The sequence below is a fragment of the Sorangiineae bacterium MSr12523 genome (assembly GCA_037157775.1).
Taxonomy (GTDB): domain Bacteria; phylum Myxococcota_A; class Polyangia; order Polyangiales; family Polyangiaceae; genus Pendulispora; species Pendulispora brunnea.
In genome coordinates this window covers 4,454,698-4,470,956 of sequence record CP089982.1, presented here as the reverse complement: position 1 = coordinate 4,470,956, position 16,259 = coordinate 4,454,698, and the positions used below count along the sequence as shown (strand labels likewise).

General features: G+C 65.4%; 14 protein-coding genes and 1 pseudogene. 5 read left to right on the top strand and 10 right to left on the bottom strand.

Going from position 1 to position 16,259, the window contains the following annotated elements; all coding sequences use genetic code 11:
• Positions 1 to 29 precede the first annotated feature (29 nt).
• The gene (locus LZC95_17615; GenBank protein ID WXA98637.1) at positions 30 to 1,610 is read right to left on the bottom strand and encodes a pseudouridine synthase; all 1,581 of its coding nucleotides are present in this window, start codon (positions 1,608 to 1,610) and stop codon (positions 30 to 32) included.
• A 30-nt stretch (positions 1,611 to 1,640) separates the two neighbouring features.
• Between LZC95_17615 and LZC95_17610 the strand changes: the two genes are divergently transcribed.
• Positions 1,641 to 1,994 carry a cupin gene (locus LZC95_17610; protein WXA98636.1) on the top strand — a complete coding sequence of 118 codons (354 nt, stop codon included), beginning with the start codon at positions 1,641 to 1,643 and terminating at the stop codon, positions 1,992 to 1,994.
• 31 nt (positions 1,995 to 2,025) lie between these two features.
• Here LZC95_17610 and LZC95_17605 read toward each other — a convergent pair whose 3' ends face one another.
• On the bottom strand, positions 2,026 to 3,030 hold the full coding sequence (locus LZC95_17605; GenBank protein WXA98635.1) for an NAD(P)-dependent alcohol dehydrogenase: 1,005 nt from the start codon (positions 3,028 to 3,030) through the stop codon (positions 2,026 to 2,028).
• Between the two features lie 82 nt (positions 3,031 to 3,112).
• On the opposite strand from LZC95_17605, the gene LZC95_17600 reads away from it, so the two are divergent.
• Positions 3,113 to 3,985 carry a LysR family transcriptional regulator gene (locus LZC95_17600; protein ID WXA98634.1) on the top strand — a complete coding sequence of 291 codons (873 nt, stop codon included), beginning with the start codon at positions 3,113 to 3,115 and terminating at the stop codon, positions 3,983 to 3,985.
• 3 nt (positions 3,986 to 3,988) lie between these two features.
• Here LZC95_17600 and LZC95_17595 read toward each other — a convergent pair whose 3' ends face one another.
• Positions 3,989 to 4,807, bottom strand: a complete 819-nt coding sequence (locus LZC95_17595) for a hypothetical protein (GenBank protein ID WXA98633.1) — start codon at positions 4,805 to 4,807, stop codon at positions 3,989 to 3,991.
• Positions 4,804 to 5,640, bottom strand: a complete 837-nt coding sequence (locus LZC95_17590) for a hypothetical protein (protein WXA98632.1) — start codon at positions 5,638 to 5,640, stop codon at positions 4,804 to 4,806. The genes LZC95_17595 and LZC95_17590 overlap by 4 nt, the downstream gene beginning before the upstream one ends.
• Before the next feature lie 332 nt (positions 5,641 to 5,972).
• Between LZC95_17590 and LZC95_17585 the strand changes: the two are divergent.
• Positions 5,973 to 6,131 (top strand): annotated as a pseudogene (locus LZC95_17585) (ribbon-helix-helix domain-containing protein).
• A gap of 330 nt (positions 6,132 to 6,461) precedes the next feature.
• On the top strand, positions 6,462 to 8,264 hold the full coding sequence (gene lepA, locus LZC95_17580; GenBank protein ID WXA98631.1) for a translation elongation factor 4: 1,803 nt from the start codon (positions 6,462 to 6,464) through the stop codon (positions 8,262 to 8,264).
• Positions 8,265 to 8,419: 155 nt separating this feature from the next.
• Here the strand turns inward: lepA and LZC95_17575 are convergent, their stop codons facing one another.
• From LZC95_17575 to LZC95_17550, 6 genes are all read right to left on the bottom strand, one after another.
• Entirely contained in the window at positions 8,420 to 9,886 is a 1,467-nt protein-coding gene (locus LZC95_17575; GenBank protein ID WXA98630.1) for a S8 family serine peptidase, read from the bottom strand.
• 52 nt (positions 9,887 to 9,938) lie between these two features.
• Positions 9,939 to 11,546 carry a S8 family serine peptidase gene (locus LZC95_17570; GenBank protein WXA98629.1) on the bottom strand — a complete coding sequence of 536 codons (1,608 nt, stop codon included), beginning with the start codon at positions 11,544 to 11,546 and terminating at the stop codon, positions 9,939 to 9,941.
• 78 nt (positions 11,547 to 11,624) lie between these two features.
• A complete protein-coding gene (locus LZC95_17565; GenBank protein WXA98628.1) occupies positions 11,625 to 11,834 on the bottom strand; it encodes a hypothetical protein in 210 nt (69 codons plus the stop codon).
• Between the two features lie 51 nt (positions 11,835 to 11,885).
• Entirely contained in the window at positions 11,886 to 12,647 is a 762-nt protein-coding gene (locus LZC95_17560) for a DeoR/GlpR family DNA-binding transcription regulator (protein WXA98627.1), read from the bottom strand.
• 113 nt (positions 12,648 to 12,760) lie between these two features.
• Entirely contained in the window at positions 12,761 to 13,975 is a 1,215-nt protein-coding gene (locus LZC95_17555) for an amidohydrolase (GenBank protein WXA98626.1), read from the bottom strand.
• Between the two features lie 7 nt (positions 13,976 to 13,982).
• On the bottom strand, positions 13,983 to 14,927 hold the full coding sequence (locus LZC95_17550; GenBank protein WXA98625.1) for a hypothetical protein: 945 nt from the start codon (positions 14,925 to 14,927) through the stop codon (positions 13,983 to 13,985).
• 59 nt (positions 14,928 to 14,986) lie between these two features.
• Here LZC95_17550 and LZC95_17545 point away from each other — a divergent pair, with 59 nt between their 5' ends.
• Complete coding sequence (locus tag LZC95_17545; GenBank protein WXA98624.1) at positions 14,987 to 16,249, top strand: hypothetical protein; 1,263 nt, start codon at positions 14,987 to 14,989, stop codon at positions 16,247 to 16,249.
• Positions 16,250 to 16,259 lie beyond the last annotated feature (10 nt).

Here is a 16,259-nt window from a genome sequence, read left to right as displayed (position 1 = left end):
GGCGGTTCGACAAGATCGCGATTCGTTGATTATCGGCGGGGGCGGCGGGGACGCGGTTCGGTGGGGGCAGGCCGGCTGGAAGCCGGCGGACCGCCGGCAGGATGCCGGCGCTCCATCGGTGGGCGCTCTCTTGACGAGCGCTCTCTTGATGGGCGGTCGCTCGACGGGCGCTCTCTCGACGGGCGGTCGCTCGACGGGCGCTCGCGCTGGTGGTGCTCTCTAGCGGCGCGGTCGTTGAACGGGCGCTCGCGCGCGGCGCGATCGGTGGAGGGGCGTTGGTCTCTTGTCGGGCGCTCGCGGGCGGCGCGATCGGTGGAGGGGCGTTGGTCTCTTGTCGGGCGCTCGCGGGCGGCGCGATCGGTGGAGGGGCGTTGGTCTCTTGTCGGGCGCTCTCGCGGGGCGCGATCGGTGGAGGGGCGTGGTTCCCTTGTCGGGCGCTCGCGCTGGTGGTGCTCTCTTGCGGGGCGTTCGTTGAACGGGCGCTCGCGCGAGGTGCGCTCGCGCGGGGCGCGGTCGGTGGAGGGGCGTGGTTCCCTTGTCGGGCGCTCGCGCGGGGCGCGATCGCGCGGGGTGCGGTCGGTGGGGGGGCGCTCCCGGGAGGGGCGCTCTCTTGTGGCGCGATCGCGCGGGGGGTGCTCGGTGGGGAGGCGAGACGGCTTTTCGAAGGTGCGGGCGATGGCTTCGCGGACGTGGGAGCCGTCGGGGGAGCGGGAACCGCGGGGGGAGCGGTCTTCGCGATCGCGGGGGCGGCCGCCGCGTTCGGGGCGGGGGGCGCGATCTTCGCGGTGGGGGGCGGCGGCGGCGCGGCCGTGGCGGTCGGTGATGGGGGTGCGGGCGGGGCGCTTGCGGTTCTCGAGCGCGGAGGCAGGCATGGTCGGCAGCTTCTTCGGAACGCCGTGCTCTTTGCGCAGTTCCATCAGCTCGTCGCGCGTGAGATGGCGGAAGTCGCCGGGGCGGAGATTCTCGCTCGTGATGCCCGCGAAGGAGATGCGCGCGAGACGCATCACAGGGAAGCCCGTGGCCTCGCCCATGCGGCGGATTTGCTGATTGCGGCCCTCGCGGATGGTCAGCTCGAACCAAGTTTTTCCGTCTTCGTGACGGAGGAACAAAAGATCCGCGGGGCGCGTCATGCCGTCGTCGAGGCGCACGCCCTTGGCCCAGCGCTCCAGATCCTCTTCTTGCATCTCGCCGGCAACCTTCACCACGTACGTCTTCGGCACCGACTTGCGCGGGTGCAAAAGCGCGTCGGAGAAATCGCCGTCGTTCGTCGCAAGGAGCACACCGCTCGTCGCGAAGTCGAGCCGGCCCACCGAATAGACGCGGCCGGGCACGCGCGCGAGGTAGTCTTTGACGGTGGGGCGACCTTCGGGATCGCTCATCGTGGAAACCACGCCCCGCGGCTTGTGCAACACCACGTAAACGAAGGGCTCGGCGACCACGCGTTTGCCATCGACCTCGATTTTGTCCCGGATCGGGTCGGCTTTCGCGCCCAGCTCGGTGACAATCCGGCCATTGACGCGCACCCGCCCCGCCGAAATCAGCTCTTCGGCCTTTCTCCGGGAGGCGAGTCCGCCCCGCGCCAAGATTTTCTGAAGACGGTAGGTAGCCATGCGAGCTGCTTTCTCTTATGAATTTCCACCATGCGTCGCGTGGAAAAGCCGTGGGGGTACGAAATCATCTGGGCCGAGGCCGAACGTTATGTGGGCAAGATTCTGCACATCAATGCCGGCCAGAGGCTGTCGCGTCAGTACCACAATCGGAAGGAAGAGACCTTTCTCATCCAAGACGGCGAGATGGATCTGGAAATCGGCCAAGGCGCCGACATCAAGACCATCCGGATGAAGAAGCTTGACACCTACCACTGCCTGCCAAAGACCATCCACCGCATGGTCGCGGTGACCGACGTCGACGTCGTTGAAGTCTCCACCAACGACCTCGACGACGTCGTCCGATTGGAAGACAGCTACGGCCGCGAAGGCACGAGCAAGCCCTAACTTCACCGGCCTCCTTCGCGTCTCGCCGTCGCTACACGAGCGAAATCGCCACTTTGCCGAAGACGTCCCCGCTCGCGAGGCGCTCGAACGCCTCACGCGTCCGCTCCAGCGGGAAAACGCTGTCGATCACCGGGCGGACGTCATGCACCTTGATGGCGCGTGCCAGCGCTTCGAAGGTTCGGCGGCTGCCCACCCCCAGCGGATGCAAGGTCGTCTTGCGGACGAATGCGGTGCCCAAGTCGAATTGGCCCACTCGTCCGGCCACGTAGCCGGCGAGGCTCACCGTACCGCCCACGCGCGCCGCGCGGATCGAGCGCGTGAGGCCCTCTCCGCCGGCGACGTCCACCACGTGGTCGGCGCCTTGGCCGCCGGTGAGCTCGAGCACGGCCTTGTCCCATTCCGGTTCGGCTCGGTAGTCGATGCCATGGGCTGCGCCCAGCGCAAGGGCCCGATCGAGCTTGGCCCGCTGGCTCGAGGTGACGATGACCTGCGCACCCGCCATCTTGGCAAACAGCAGCGCGAACAGTGACACGCCGCCCGTGCCCTGAACGACCACCGTGTCGCCGGGCACCACACGACCCGAAACGAAGAGCGCATCCCACGCCGTCACGGCCGCGCATGGCAACGTGGCCGCTTCCACGTCGCTCAAGTTCGACGGCGCACGCACCGCGGCGTGCTCGTCCACCACGACGTATTCGGAAAGGACGCCGTCGCGCGGCCATCCCAGCCTTCCCATGCGTGCTTCCGCGGTGGCCTGCCCATCGATCCAATCCGGGAAAAACGTAGGCGATACGCGATTGCCCACGGCAAAGCGCGACACCTTGGCGCCGACTTCGACCACCTCGCCGACGCCGTCGGACAATGGCACGAGGGCGTCCTGGTTGCCGTGCGCGCCACGCACCACGTCGATGTCGCGGAAGTTCAGGGAGACGGCCCGCATGCGAAGCAAAAGCTGGTGCGCATCGGGCTTGGGCACGGAGCGCTCTTCGAGGGTGAGTCCGTCGAAGCCGCGGGCATTGGAAATCACGGTTTTCATGCCCCGGAATGTGCGCCCGCCCGCCGTGCTGCAAAGATGACGTCTCCGCCCGCACATCGTGCAAAAATGCCCGACGCTCACCATGACCGAATCCTGGGACGATTTGCGCTTCTTCCTCGCCATTGCTCGGCACAAAACACGCGCGGCCGCGGCGGCGGCGCTTCGCGTGGACGCGACCACAGTCGGGCGGCGCATGCGCGCACTGGAGCGGCGGTTCGATGCACGGCTCTTTGCGCGAGGGCCCAATGGGCTGGTGCTCACGCCGGCGGGGTTGGCGCTGGCGCCTCGGGCGGAGGCGGTGGAGGCGCAGGTGCTCGCGGCCGAGGGTGCGCTCGGCGGGGCGGATTCACGCCTCGAGGGCGTGCTGCGCATCACCTCGAGCGAGGGGCTCAGCAGCTACGTGCTCGCGCCGCGGCTCGTCGAGTTCCGCCGCGAGCACCCGGGCATCCGCATCTCGCTTTGCGCAGAGAACCGCACCTTGGACTTGGCGCGGCACGAGGCCGATGTCGCGGTGCGTCTCTTTCGGCCGCGCGAGCCCTCGCTGGTGGCGCGGCGGGTGGGCGCGCTCGCGTTGCATCTTTACGCGAGCGCGGAGTACCTGCGCCGCGCAGGGCAGCCCCGCAAGCTTCGCGATCTCGCAGGGCACGACTGGGTGGGGTTCGACGCGTCGCTGGATCGCACACCGCCCTCGCGGTGGATGCACGACCATGCGACGGCCTCGCGGTGCGTGTTGCGCTCGAACAGCACCACCGTCGTACTCGCCGCGTGCGCCGCAGGCCACGGCATCGCCATGGCGCCGGCGTGCTTCACGAAGCATTTTTTCGGCCTCGAGCAGGTGCTTCCGCGGGTCGTGCTCGAGGCCGAGGTCTGGGCCGTAACCCACCCCGATCTGTACCCGAGCGCCCGCGTCAAAGCCCTGTTGGCTTGGTTGGGACGGACGCTCGCCTCGACGTAAGGCCTACTTCTTCTTGGGCGCGGCCTTCGCGGGCGCCGTCTTCGCAGGCGCTTTGCCCGCATCGGCGGCGGGCGCGCCCGCGTCCTTGATGAACGCGTCTTGCCCCGGGGCGGCCGTGGGTTCGCCTTGCCCCAGCTTTTCGCGCGCCTTGCGCTCTTCGTCGTCGAGCTGCACGCGCACCATCTCGTCGCGATCCCAGCGATCGACGTGACCGTCGGCCGTCTCGTCGAGCCCCATGCGCTCGAGCTTTCCGCGCGCGTAGATCTCCCAGATGTCGGGCTTCCCGTCGTAGTTCCGGTCGCGCTTGATGCGCGAAAGCTGCCCGTCCGTGTAGACCTTCCAGATATCCGGCTTGCCGTCGTGGTTCGAGTCGACGTTCTCCTCGGCCAGGCGGCCACCCACGAACGCCATCCACAGATCGACGCGGCCATCGTAGTCCGTGTCGGCTTCTTCCTTCAGCGCCTCGCCCTTCTCGTTGAAGGTGCGCACGTCGTCTTTGATGCCGTCGAGGTTCGTGTCCACCTCGCGGCAGACCAGCGTCTTGTGGCGCGTCTCCCCTTCCCCGAATGTCTTGAACACGCGGCGGATGTTCGGCTTCAGCGCGCCCGTGCCCGCCGTTTCGCTCACCTCGAACTCGGGCTTGTTGCGCCAGTCGCACATGGTGCGGTCGTCTTTGGGCCACTGGCTCGGATCCTTCGACCCGCCCGGCGTCACCTTGGCGCTTTGTGGCGCAGGCCCGGAGCCGCCGCAACCCGCCGCAACGAGGCCCACGCTCGATGCCACGCCCAACGCGATCCCTGCGAACCAGGTGCGCGACTTCATTTCTTTCCTCCGCCTTTTCCAGCGTCCTTCGGTGCCCCTCCGTCTTTGGCCCCCGCAGCGTTGAGAAGCTGCGTGTCGGCTCCCTGCGGATTCACCGGCTTTGACGCGGCGCCGGCATCGACACCGGCGCCCAAGGCGGCCGCCGTACTTAGAGGAGGACCGGCATCGCCCGCCCCCGCATCGAGGGTGGCCGACGTCGTAACGGCGGCCCCCGACGCGTTCAACGTCATCGTGTCATTCGGATCGGGCTGGCCGTCGTTGTTCTTGTCGAAGGCGATGGTCACCTGGTCGCCGCTCCACGTCCACCACTGGTCGACGCGGCCGTCGCCGTCGGTGTCGCGCTCACGCTTGATGCGCTTTTCGCTCGCATCGAAGAAGTCCCACGTGTCGAGCCGGTGCTGCCCGGAGATGTCGAGTTCACGACGTACCAGCTTGCCGTTCTCGTAGTACTCGAGCGCTTCGACCACGCCATCGCCGTCGTAATCGGCCTCCCGGCGGCGAAGCTGCCCATTTTTGTCGAAGTACTGGAACATGTCGGGGCGGCCGTCGTAGTTCAGGTCCGTCACCCGGCAGACTTCCTTGCCGGTGCCGTTGTCGGCCACCCGCCGAATGTCCGGCTTGCCGTCGCCGTTGGCGTCGAGCAGGGTCACCTTGGCCCCGGACTCCGGGCAGGGCTCGTGCTGGATGACCTCCGAGCGCGCACCTGCGGGGAGTTTCGAGTTGGAAACCCCTGAATCGCCGCCGCCGCAAGCAGCCAGCGCGACCGTGAAAGCTGCGACCCCAGCGCCAACCCCTCCCGCAACGCCGGTCCATCGAAGAAAGCGAACTCTCATTGTGGCCCGGGCCCACCATACCGAGCGGATCGACCCCCGAGCAAGCTGGCTGTCCGGATGCGCTTGGGACGCCCTAGATCCTGGCCTCGCTTCCGAGTGCGCCAAGCTCATCCGTACCATCTGCACCGGGGCCCTTGAACTGTCACGTATATTCACGTAGTGTATGTTGCTGCCGCTGGGGCGGGGGTTCGATTTCGAACAAGGGGATGGCGGCAGGCATCCGCGTCGAGTACTGGAGGTTCGCGGGCGGGCTGCTTTTTTCGCGGATGGCAACGCGTAGTACGTGAAGATTCAAGGTTTTTGGCGTTCTTGCTCTCGATGAGGCACTGGCGATGTCGCGGAAGAAAATCTCGACGACGATCTACGTGACCCCGGAGCAGAACGACAAACTCAAGCTCCTTCACGAACGGACCAAGGTCCCCGTCGCCGTTTACATCCGCGAAGGCATCGATTTGGTGCTGCGTCACTACGCGCACCTTCTGCCCGGTCAGCTTCCTTTGGGTGGCCCGCCGCCTCCGACGGCCGCGGCCGATTTCTCTCCGCGCCCTCCGGTCGCCCCCGCTCCTGCGCCCGCCCCCGCCGCCATTCAAGATCGGCCGGCGGTTCGTGCTGAAAAAGCCGAGCGCCTGTCGGCAAGTAAGCTAGAAGCACTCGACACTGTCGACGACGTCCCCTCCGTTCCTGCGGAGCGCGTTCGAAGCCAGGACGAGAAGGCCGCCGCTGGCAGCAAAAAATAGCAAGCGCCGCAACTTCCATCCCGGCCTAGACGCATCTGTCAGGTAACAGGCACGTGTCAGAACGCGAGCCGAGTTTTCCCCGCCATGTCCACGCCGCAAGAGTTCATCCGCAATTTTTCGATCATCGCCCACATCGACCACGGCAAATCGACCCTGGCCGACCGCATCCTGGAGGTCACGGGCGCCGTCACCCAACGTGAAGCGCGCGAGCAGTTCCTCGACAAGATGGACATCGAGCGCGAGCGCGGGATCACCATCAAGGCGCAGAACGTCCGCCTCAAATACACGGCGAAGGACGGCACGAACTACCAGCTCAATCTGATCGACACGCCCGGCCACGTCGACTTCAACTACGAGGTGTCGCGCAGCCTTTCCGCGTGCGAGGGCGCCGTTCTGGTCGTCGACTCCACGCAGGGCGTCGAGGCACAGACCTTGGCCAACGTGTACCTGGCCATCGACCAGGGGCTCGAGGTCCTTCCCGTCCTCAACAAGATTGACCTTCCCTCCTCCGATGTCGCCGGCACCAAGCAGCAGATCGAGGACACCATCGGGCTCGACTGCTCGGACGCCCTCTCTTGCAGCGGCAAGACCGGGGAGGGTGTGGCGGAGATCCTCGAGCAGATCGTGCAGAAGGTGCCGCCGCCCAAGGGAAATCCCGATGCGCCGCTGCGGGCCATCATCTTCGACTCTTGGTACGACAGCTACCGCGGGGCCATGATCATGGTGCGCGTGGTGGATGGCACGCTCCGCCGCGGCGATAAAATTCGCTTCATGGCGACCAAGCGCGACTACGAGGTTACCGAGGTGGGCTCGTTCCAGCCCTTCGCCGTCGCGCTGGACGAGATCGGTCCCGGGGAAGTCGGCTTCCTCGCGGGCAACATCAAGAGCGTGCACGACACCAAGGTGGGCGACACCGTGACGCTCGCGGGCAAGCCCGCCGAGGTTCCCCTGCCCGGCTTCAAGGACGTGAAGCCCATGGTCTTCGCCGGCGTCTTCCCCACCGACAGCGCCGACTACCCGGATCTGCGCGATGCGTTGGAGAAGCTGCACATGAACGATGCGGCGTTCTCCTTCGAGCCCGACTCGTCGGAGGCGCTGGGGTTCGGCTTCCGCTGCGGCTTTTTGGGGCTGCTGCACATGGAGATCATCCAGGAGCGGCTCGAGCGCGAGTTCAACCTGGACCTCATCACCACGGCACCGAGCGTCGTCTACAACGTGTACAAGAACGACGGATCGATGATGCGGGTGGAGAACCCGGCCAAGCTTCCGTCGCCGCAGTACATCGACCGCATCGAGGAGCCCATCGTCAAGATGTCCATCCACGTGCCGGCGGAGTTCGTCGGCGGCGTGCTGGCCTTGTGCCACGACAAGCGCGGCGTGCAGAAGGCGCTGACGTACTCCAGCTCGGACCGCGTCATCGTGACGTACGAGCTGCCGTTCGGCGAGGTTCTCTTCGACTTCCACGACAAATTGAAGAGCATCTCCCGCGGCTACGCCTCGATGGACTACGAGCTCATTGGCTACAACCCGGACACCTTGGTGAAGGTGGATATCCTGGTCAACGGCGATCCGCTCGACGCCTTGTCCATCATCGTCCACCGCGAGCGCGCCGCCGTCCGCGGACGTGGCCTCGCCGAGAAGCTGAAGGAATTCGTCCCGCAGCAGCAATACGAGGTGGCTATCCAAGCCGCCATCGGCGGCAAGATCATCGCCCGCGAAACCGTCCGCGCCCTCCGCAAAGACGTCACCGCCAAGTGCTACGGCGGCGACATCTCGCGCAAGCGCAAGCTCCTCGAGAAGCAAAAAGAGGGCAAAAAGCGCATGAAACAAGTCGGCAGCGTGGAAATCCCCCAGAAGGCCTTCCTCGCGATCCTCAAGGTCGACTGAAGAAGAAGATTCACAGGGAGGCGGGAAGGCGGGAAGGTTTTTTGGGATTTCAAATCAGCCAGCGGGCAAATTGAAAACCCCAAAGAAAGCGTTCCGCGCCGCCAGCGCCGTAAGTCCTTCCCGCCTTCCCGCCTTCATGTAAATTCTCTCCTGAGTTAGCGGGAGGCGCGGCGGCGGCGTAAGAGGAGCAGGGCGAGGGCTAGCGCGCTCGTGCCGGCGCTTGCGGCGCTGGCGTCGGCGATGGTGCAGCCGCTGCTGCTGCCGTCGGTTGGGTTCGTGGGGGCGGGTTCGCGGCCGTTGCCGGCGTCGGACTTGGGGACGGGTGCGCCCGCGTCGGTGCCTGCATCGATGGGGGCATCGGGCGAGGCGTCGGAAATGGGGCCCGCGTCTTCCTCCGGGGGATCGGCATCGGGCGGGGGGTCGGCGTCGGGTGGCGGGCCCCCGTCGAAGGGGACGTCGCGCAATGCGGATGCGATGGGTGTGCCCCACCCCGACGGGGCGTCGAAGCCGGCCACGGCGTTGCACAGGTTGTCCGAGCCGGGGACGCAGGTGACGCCGCCCGATGGCGTGCCGTTGGCGTTGGTGCCGGCGGTGATGTCGTAGAACGCGGCGCGGTTTTTCCAGATCAGCGAACCGCCCGCGGCACCTTTGCCCGCGAGCACGAACATGGCCGCCACGATGGGCGCGCCCAGGCTCGTGCCGCCGTAGACGGCCCAGCCCGTGCTCTCGTACGTGTTGTAAATGGCCACCCCGGTCTTCGGATCCGCGACGGCGGCAACGTCGTTCACCGTTTTCATGGCGCATCGCGGGCTCGCCGCCGGATCGGCCCAGGATGGGCGCGCGATGTAGCTGCTGCAGCCGCTGCCCGTACCGGCGGAAGCCGTGTCGCTCCCGCCCCATACCGTTTCCGTCCAGCCGCGCGCATTGGAGGCACGCGCCAACGTGGTGCCGCCCACCCCGATGACCCGCGCGCCGGCGGCGGGATACAGTGCCCCTTGCGAGTAACCGAAGTCACCGGAGCTGGCGAAAATGGTCACGCCGTCGTGCGCGAAGTAATCGCGATCGTAGCCCGCCGACGATGCGCTTTCGACGCCTCCCCAGCTGTTCGACACCACGCTTGCGCCAAGGCGCACCGCCATCACCACCGCCGCGCCGAGGTTGGCCATCGATGCGCCGTCCGCCTCGACGAGCAGAATGCGGCAGGCCGGGCACATGGCGCTGGCGAGCTGCGTGTCGATGGCCATCTCGGTGGCCCACCCGCTGTCGGCAGCAGGCAACGGCGAGGAGGCGCCGCGCTGATTCACCTTTTTGAAACAGCCATTGGCGGTGGTGCAGGGAGGAAGTCCGAAGGTGGACCGGTACGTTGCAAGATCGGACTCGACGTTGGGATTGTCGTACGCATCCACGACGGCGATGATGCCGGTCGATGTGCCGCTGGATGGAACGCTGTACGCCGACGTAAGATCCGCGGGACCAAGTCCGCTTGGCCCGGCGAGCGTGGGCCGCACTCCATAGGCGTCGGTCTGCACCTTGGCCAAACACCACGCCGTATCGGGAACACTCGACGGTGCACAAACATCGCGAGAATTGGCCGCAGCCAACTGCGAAACCGTGAGGGTCATCGCCGCGAAGGCCGATGACGTTGCCCGAAGCCAAGGGCCTTGAATCGACATCTCAGCGCATCAGTTTACGCCGCCTCCGCGCCGCGAGGATACCCGTCATTGCAAACAAAACGCCCGCGGTGGGCGCGTGCTCGCCCGCGCCCGTGGAAACCGAGCAACCCGAGTTCCCACCGCCGTAGCCCGTGCTCGAGCTGGCACCGTGTGCCGAACTCGCGTCGGCTTTGCTCGGGCCGAACGATGCGTCCATCAATGGCGGTATCACGACATTTGCATCAACCATCGATGCATCCGTGCCCGTGCCGCTGTCCGCGGGGCCGGCGTCGTCCTCGATGGGGACCGCTCCCGCATCGTCGATCGTGGCCTCGAGAAGGGCCCTGGTGTTCGGCGATCCCCAGCCGGTGGGGCCGTCGAAGCCGACCTTCGCGTTGCACAAGTACGAGCCGTTTTCCCCAGCGATGCAGGAGATCCCGCCCTCGGGCGTACCGCTGCCGTTGTCGCCGCTGGTCACGTCATAGAAGCGGCTCGTGTTCTGCCAGACGAAGGCGCCCGTCGCAGACGCCTTCCCTGCCATGAGGAAGATGGCGGCCACGATGGGCGTCGCGGCGCTGGTACCGCCGATCACCATCCATCCTGCGTCGCCGCCACCGAACGTGTCGTAAACGGCGACGCCGGTCGCCGGATCGGACACGGCCGAAACGTCGGCCACCGTCTTGTTCGGGCAATCGCCGTCGTTGGCCCACAACGGTTTCGCAATGCGCGTGCTGCATCCGCTACCTGTTTGCGACCACGCCACCTCCGCCCAGCCGCGCAAGCTGAGAGAACGCACGAGGCGCGTGCCTCCGACACCGATCACGTTCTTGCCCGACGCGGGATACGACGTGCCATGCCCGTAGGCCCAGTCGCCGGAGGCCGCAAAGATGCCAACCCCGGGATGGTTCGAAAAATAAAGCCGATCGGCGTCGCGGATTTCCTCCGGGCTGGCGTCGTTTTCTTCCTCGGCCTCGACCCCACCGTAGCTGTTCGAAACGACGTCCGCGCCCAAGCGCACCGCCGTGTTGACCGCGGTGCCGAGATCCGTCAGCGTCGGCGTATTGCCCAAGACGAGCAAGAGTCGGCAGCTCGGGCACATCGCACTCGCCATGTCGAGATCGAGCGCGATCTCGGAGGCCCAGCCCGCATGGCCCGATTTCGGCAACGGCGACGGTGCACCGTTTTGATTCACCTTCTTGAAGCAGCCATTTTCCGTCGTGCACGGCGGAAGTCCGTATTGCTCGCGGTAGGTGGCCAGATCCGACTCGGCCGAGGGTGAGTCATAAGCATTGATGATGCCGATCGTTCCGGTGCGTGTTCCGGACGATGGAACGCGGTAGGCCTGCCGCAATTCGTCGGGACCATAGCCGCGGGGTGAGGCCGCGGCGACGACGTTGCCCGCCGAATCCGTTTGCAGCTTGGCATAGCAGCGCACGGTACCCGGTACGTACGGGCACGCATCGCGTGAGGGTGTGTCGACGACTTTGGCCAGGGCTTGCTCCAACGCCTCCGGCTCCCCTGACGACGGCACACGTGATTTTTCGGTTTTGGCCGATTCGGAACATGCGATGGGCAAGCCGCCCAAGGCAGAGATCAGCCCCAACGACGCCCAGCGAACCCAACGCAGCATCCCCCCGCGCCCCCTCTCCTCTGGGATGTGGGTGGGTGCATGCTGGGTTTGCTCAACGTGACGCGATGACGCGAAGAGCTATGCGGATGCGGGAAGCGGTGGAGAATCGATCAATTGATGAACACGTCCCGCGAGTCGTTCGAAGTCGGCGTGCTTCTGGGCGAGCTCGCGCTTGAGCGCGCGGTCGTCGGTGTGCACGAGCTCTTCGAACAGCTGACGAACGCGCTCGTCGAGGGCGCTTGCCATCAGACGCATTTCGCTTTCGCTGAGCCGAAGGTCGAACATCATGGCGCAAATTTGCGAGCGGAGGCGTCGCACCGCAAGCCATGAGGCGGGCGATTAAACGATGACGACCTCGATGTTGGCCGCCTTGAGCGCGCGAACCATGTCGGCCGAGATTTTCCGGTCCGTGATGACTTTGTGCACGGCATCGAGGTCGGCAATCTTGGACAGGCTGCGCCGGCCGAACTTGCTCGAATCGGCCACGACGACGACCTGCCGCGAGACCCGAATCATGAGCGCATTGAGCTTGGCCTCCAGCACGTCCGGCGTGGTGAGGCCCACCTCGGGGTCGACACCGTCGACGCCAAGGAAGAGCCGGTCGACGTGGAAGCGCTCGAGGATCTGCTCGGCATGGGGGCCCACCAGGGAATAGGACATCTCGCGCAGCATGCCCCCGAGCATGATGACCCGGATGTGCCGCAACCCCGCGAGCTCCATCGCAATGTTGAGCGCGTTGGTGATGACGGTGAGCGCGCGAAGCGGCAGCGCCTTCACCTCGCGGGCAATGGCTGCGGTGCTGGTGCCGGAGTCGAGCAGCACCGTTTCGCCGTCGCGGATCATCTTCGCCGCGGCCTGGCCGATGCGGCCCTTTTCGCGGCGGTGGAGGGTCTCTTTGACCCCGAGCGGCATGTCGTAAACCTGCGGCTTGACCGCGCCGCCGTGCGAACGCACCAGCCTGCCCGTGCGCTCGAGCGAGGCGAGATCGGCCCGGATGGTCACGGTGGAGACGGAGAAGCGCTCGGAGAGCTCCTCCACCATGACGCTGCCCTGTTCGTCGAGCATCTGCAGAATCTTGCGGCGGCGTTCTTCGACCAGCATACGGTTTGCGTTGTTCGTAGCAGCCGCAGCGTTCTTGGACGCTTGCGACCGCGAGCCTGAGGAGCCCCCACCCCCGCCACCTGACTGTGACCTGGGCCCCTCAGACGAGCGCGTCATGCAACCAGCCCCAAAAGGCGCGCGGCGTTGTCGTGATAAACCTTGCGGAGAATCGGCTCGGGAAGGCCGAGGCCATAGATGGCCCAGCGACCTTGGGGCGGTACGGGTGCCGGCGCATAATCGAAGTACTCATCTTCGGTCTCGAGGAACCGATAGTAAATCTCATAGAGCTCGTCGCCAAATACCTGCTGTGGCACTTCGTTGCCGGCCGGTGGCGGAATGGCATCCGTGCCGAACAAGATACGGTCTTGATATGCGTCGAAAAACCTGCGAGATGTCCGCGGTTGGCGCCCAAGTTCGCCGATGCGCGCCCCTATCTCCACCATCGTGTTGGGATAGAGGTCCAAGCAGCGCGACACATAACCGAGATTTTCCGCAGCGTTTCCTACGTGCAAGAGGAGAAATTGCGTCTTCGGGTGTCGCGCAATCACCCGGTTTCGCGCCTCGAGAAGCTCGGCGTTTGAGGGGAAATCCTTGCCGTGAAAGGACCAATCGGGGTGGTTCGAGAGCTCCTCGTAGCGCTCGTTATTTCGATCGGTCGGGAGAAAAAAGGCTTCCGGATCGGAGATGTGGATCCACACCGGCATCTTGTTGGCGGCACAAGCTTCCCACATCGGGTCGAAGCGGCGGTCGTCGATTTTGACCAGCGGACCGCTGTCGATCTGCTCGCGCAAGTACAGGCCGAGGGTCTTGAGCACCTTGACGCCTTTCGCGCCAGCCTTGCGCGCGTGCTCGATGGCGTCGGCTTGGAGCTGCGGATACTTGGGCTCGAGCCAGTGGCCGTACGACGGCTCCGTGAGCGTGGCAAAGCGGCCTTCGTAGGTGCGATCGAGCTTTCGGATCGTGTCCTCGAGGCCCTTGCCGGTGCCGCCGGTGAGGTTGACCATCATCTGCACGTTCTTGCGGTTCATCACCTCGAGAAGCGCGCGCGGCTCCGAGAAGAACTGGTTCTCTTCGCCGACGGCGACGCCTTTACGCATGGTCTTGGACCACGTGATGTGCGTATGCACGTCGATGACCGGGAACTTCGACTTCGCCACCTTCGTCTGCGCGACGTGGAGCATGCTCTTGGGGCGAAAGTCCTCCAGGGCGAGCTTCGGCGTGCTGGTACCCGCCGCTGTCGCTTCGGCCGCCCCAACGCCGACGCCTTTCCGAGAGCTACAGCCCAGAAGCCCGAGTCCCATCATGGTCAACCACTGGCGTCGATTCATTGCGTGATCACTCCCCGAAACGAGATTTCATCATCGTTTGCACGCGCTGGGTGAGACCGAGCGCGCGATCGTAAGGACGCAGCCACATGTTGCGCCCGAACATCACGCCGGTGGCGCCGCTTTCCATATAGAGCTTCACCTTGTTGACCACGGCGTCATCATCGTCGTTTTTCTCCCCTCCCGAGAAGAGCACCATCGTCTTTCCAGCGGAACGGACGACGCGGCGCAACCGCTCCGCCGTGTCCTCGCGCAGCGAACGGTACGGCTCCGGGGAGCGCTCGTTGTCCGCCTCCGGCTCATGCAGTTTCACGATGTCGGCCCCTAGTTCCTCGGCGACGCGGGCGGCGTAGTCTTGGGCGTACAAGGTTCCCTTTCCGCCCTTCGCATCGATGGCGCGTCCGCGCGGATAGGCCCACATCACAATGGGCATTCCAAATCGCGCGCAATCCTGACGAACCCGCTGAAACTGGAGAATCTCGTGATCTTGCCGTGGCGAGCCGATGTAAAGCGTATATCCCACCGCATCGGCCCCCAGGCGCACCGCATCTTCGACATTGGCAAACATGGGCGACACCGCCTCGGCATCGTCGGCGATGTTCGTCTTGCCATTGAGCTTGAGGATGAGAGGAATCGTCCCCGCGTACTGCTCCATGTATTTCTCGGCCAGGCCAATGCCCAAGGCAATGGCCGAATAATTCCCCTCCACTGCCAGGCGGAATGGGTAATCGGTATTCAGCGCAGCCGGATTGGGAAAGAAGTCCGCCGGGCCATGCTCGAGTCCTTGGTCGAGGGGAAGGACGAGCAAATTCCCATTCTTGGGCCCGCTGGCATACAACAGCCGATGAAGCCGCACCCGCTTGCCGAGCGAAAGGGAAAGATTTTCGAGCCGGGGGCGCGGAGTCCGGACACCGTGATCGGGGTTTGGACGCACTGGTTGCTCTTGTCGGTTCATTTTGTTACTTTTCGTTTGCTTTCGATTTCCTTTCGTTTCCTTACAAGGAGGAGTTTCTCATGTCAATTGGCGCGCTGCGAGGCGAGACGCCGTCATTGGATGATTGGTTGAACCAATTGAAGGGTACCCGGGAATTGGGCACGCTTCTCTCGCCCTCGGAGGGCGACCGGAAGGATGCGGGGTACTTCCACACCTTGCGCGAGATCGCGCAGCAGCCAATCACCTGGCTCGAGACGGCGAAGGCGGCGGCGCAGGGCGCGCCCGATCTCGTGCGCCTGCTTTCCGAAGTGGGCATTCGCGAAGGCGATGGCTCGGGATCCTTCTTCCTCACGGGCTCGGGCAGCTCGCATTGCATTGCGCAATGCCTCGCACCCACGTACCAGCAGGCCTTTCGCGTGCCCGCGCTCGCCGTGCCGGCGGGCAATGTGCTCACGCACCCGTCGGAGGCATCGCTCTTCGCGCACCCCGGGCTGGTCGTCTCGCTTGCGCGCTCCGGGGACAGCCCCGAGAGCACCGCGCTGGTGGACCACTTTCTGCGGGCCCATCCGCGGGCGCGGCATTTGATTTACACCTGCAATGCGGAGGGCGCGCTCGCCACGAAATACCGAACCGATGCACGCGTGACCTGCGTCGTGCTCGACAAAAAGACGAACGACCGCAGCCTGGTGATGACCTCGAGCTTCACCAATCTATTCCTTGCCGGCCACGCCCTGACGAGCCTGGAGGACACCGCGTCGTACGTTCGCCGCGTGGAGCGGGTGGCCCGTGTGGCGGCCGACATTCTCACCGAGTGCAGCCCGCTCGCGAATGTTGCACGAAGTGAGTTCCGCTCGGCCATCTATCTAGGTAGCGGCGCACGCTTCGGCGCGGCGCGGGAGTCGGCTCTCAAGATGCTCGAGATGACAGGAGGCCAAGTTTTCACCTTTGGTGAAACATATCTGGGTCTTCGCCACGGACCGATGTGCGCGGTGCAACGCGACACGTTGCTCGTGTGTTTCCTGTCGTCGGATCCCATCGGGCGCGCGTACGAAATGGATCTCCTGGAGGAGCTCGGAAGCAAGGGCCTCGGCCTGGCCAAGGTCCTCGTGGGCAGCCAGGTGCCCGAATCCATCGTGGGCCCGCAAGACGTCGTGGTGGACACGGGTATGCCCATGGTCGACGACGGCGATCTGCCGGTGCTCGATACCTTGGTGGGGCAGCTTCTCGCCTTCTTTCAGTGCCGGGCGCTGGGCCTCCGCCCGGATGCGCCCTCACCCGACAACGTCATTCGCCGCGTCGTCGAGAAATTCCAGATCCATAGCCCTCCACTGAGTGTGTCGTGAAAGGGGGCCT

Excerpts from the sequence above, each read along its gene's own strand:
- LZC95_17615 (WXA98637.1), bottom strand. The coding sequence starts at position 1,610 with ATGGCTACCTACCGTCTTCAGAAAATCTTGGCGCGGGGCGGACTCGCC.
- LZC95_17610 (WXA98636.1), top strand. The coding sequence starts at position 1,641 with ATGCGTCGCGTGGAAAAGCCGTGGGGGTACGAAATCATCTGGGCCGAG.
- LZC95_17605 (WXA98635.1), bottom strand. The coding sequence starts at position 3,030 with ATGAAAACCGTGATTTCCAATGCCCGCGGCTTCGACGGACTCACCCTC.
- LZC95_17600 (WXA98634.1), top strand. The coding sequence starts at position 3,113 with ATGACCGAATCCTGGGACGATTTGCGCTTCTTCCTCGCCATTGCTCGG.
- LZC95_17595 (WXA98633.1), bottom strand. The coding sequence starts at position 4,807 with ATGAAGTCGCGCACCTGGTTCGCAGGGATCGCGTTGGGCGTGGCATCG.
- LZC95_17590 (WXA98632.1), bottom strand. The coding sequence starts at position 5,640 with ATGAGAGTTCGCTTTCTTCGATGGACCGGCGTTGCGGGAGGGGTTGGC.
- lepA (WXA98631.1), top strand. The coding sequence starts at position 6,462 with ATGTCCACGCCGCAAGAGTTCATCCGCAATTTTTCGATCATCGCCCAC.
- LZC95_17575 (WXA98630.1), bottom strand. The coding sequence starts at position 9,886 with ATGACCCTCACGGTTTCGCAGTTGGCTGCGGCCAATTCTCGCGATGTT.
- LZC95_17570 (WXA98629.1), bottom strand. The coding sequence starts at position 11,546 with ATGCTGCGTTGGGTTCGCTGGGCGTCGTTGGGGCTGATCTCTGCCTTG.
- LZC95_17565 (WXA98628.1), bottom strand. The coding sequence starts at position 11,834 with ATGATGTTCGACCTTCGGCTCAGCGAAAGCGAAATGCGTCTGATGGCA.
- LZC95_17560 (WXA98627.1), bottom strand. The coding sequence starts at position 12,647 with ATGCTGGTCGAAGAACGCCGCCGCAAGATTCTGCAGATGCTCGACGAA.
- LZC95_17555 (WXA98626.1), bottom strand. The coding sequence starts at position 13,975 with ATGAATCGACGCCAGTGGTTGACCATGATGGGACTCGGGCTTCTGGGC.
- LZC95_17550 (WXA98625.1), bottom strand. The coding sequence starts at position 14,927 with ATGAACCGACAAGAGCAACCAGTGCGTCCAAACCCCGATCACGGTGTC.
- LZC95_17545 (WXA98624.1), top strand. The coding sequence starts at position 14,987 with ATGTCAATTGGCGCGCTGCGAGGCGAGACGCCGTCATTGGATGATTGG.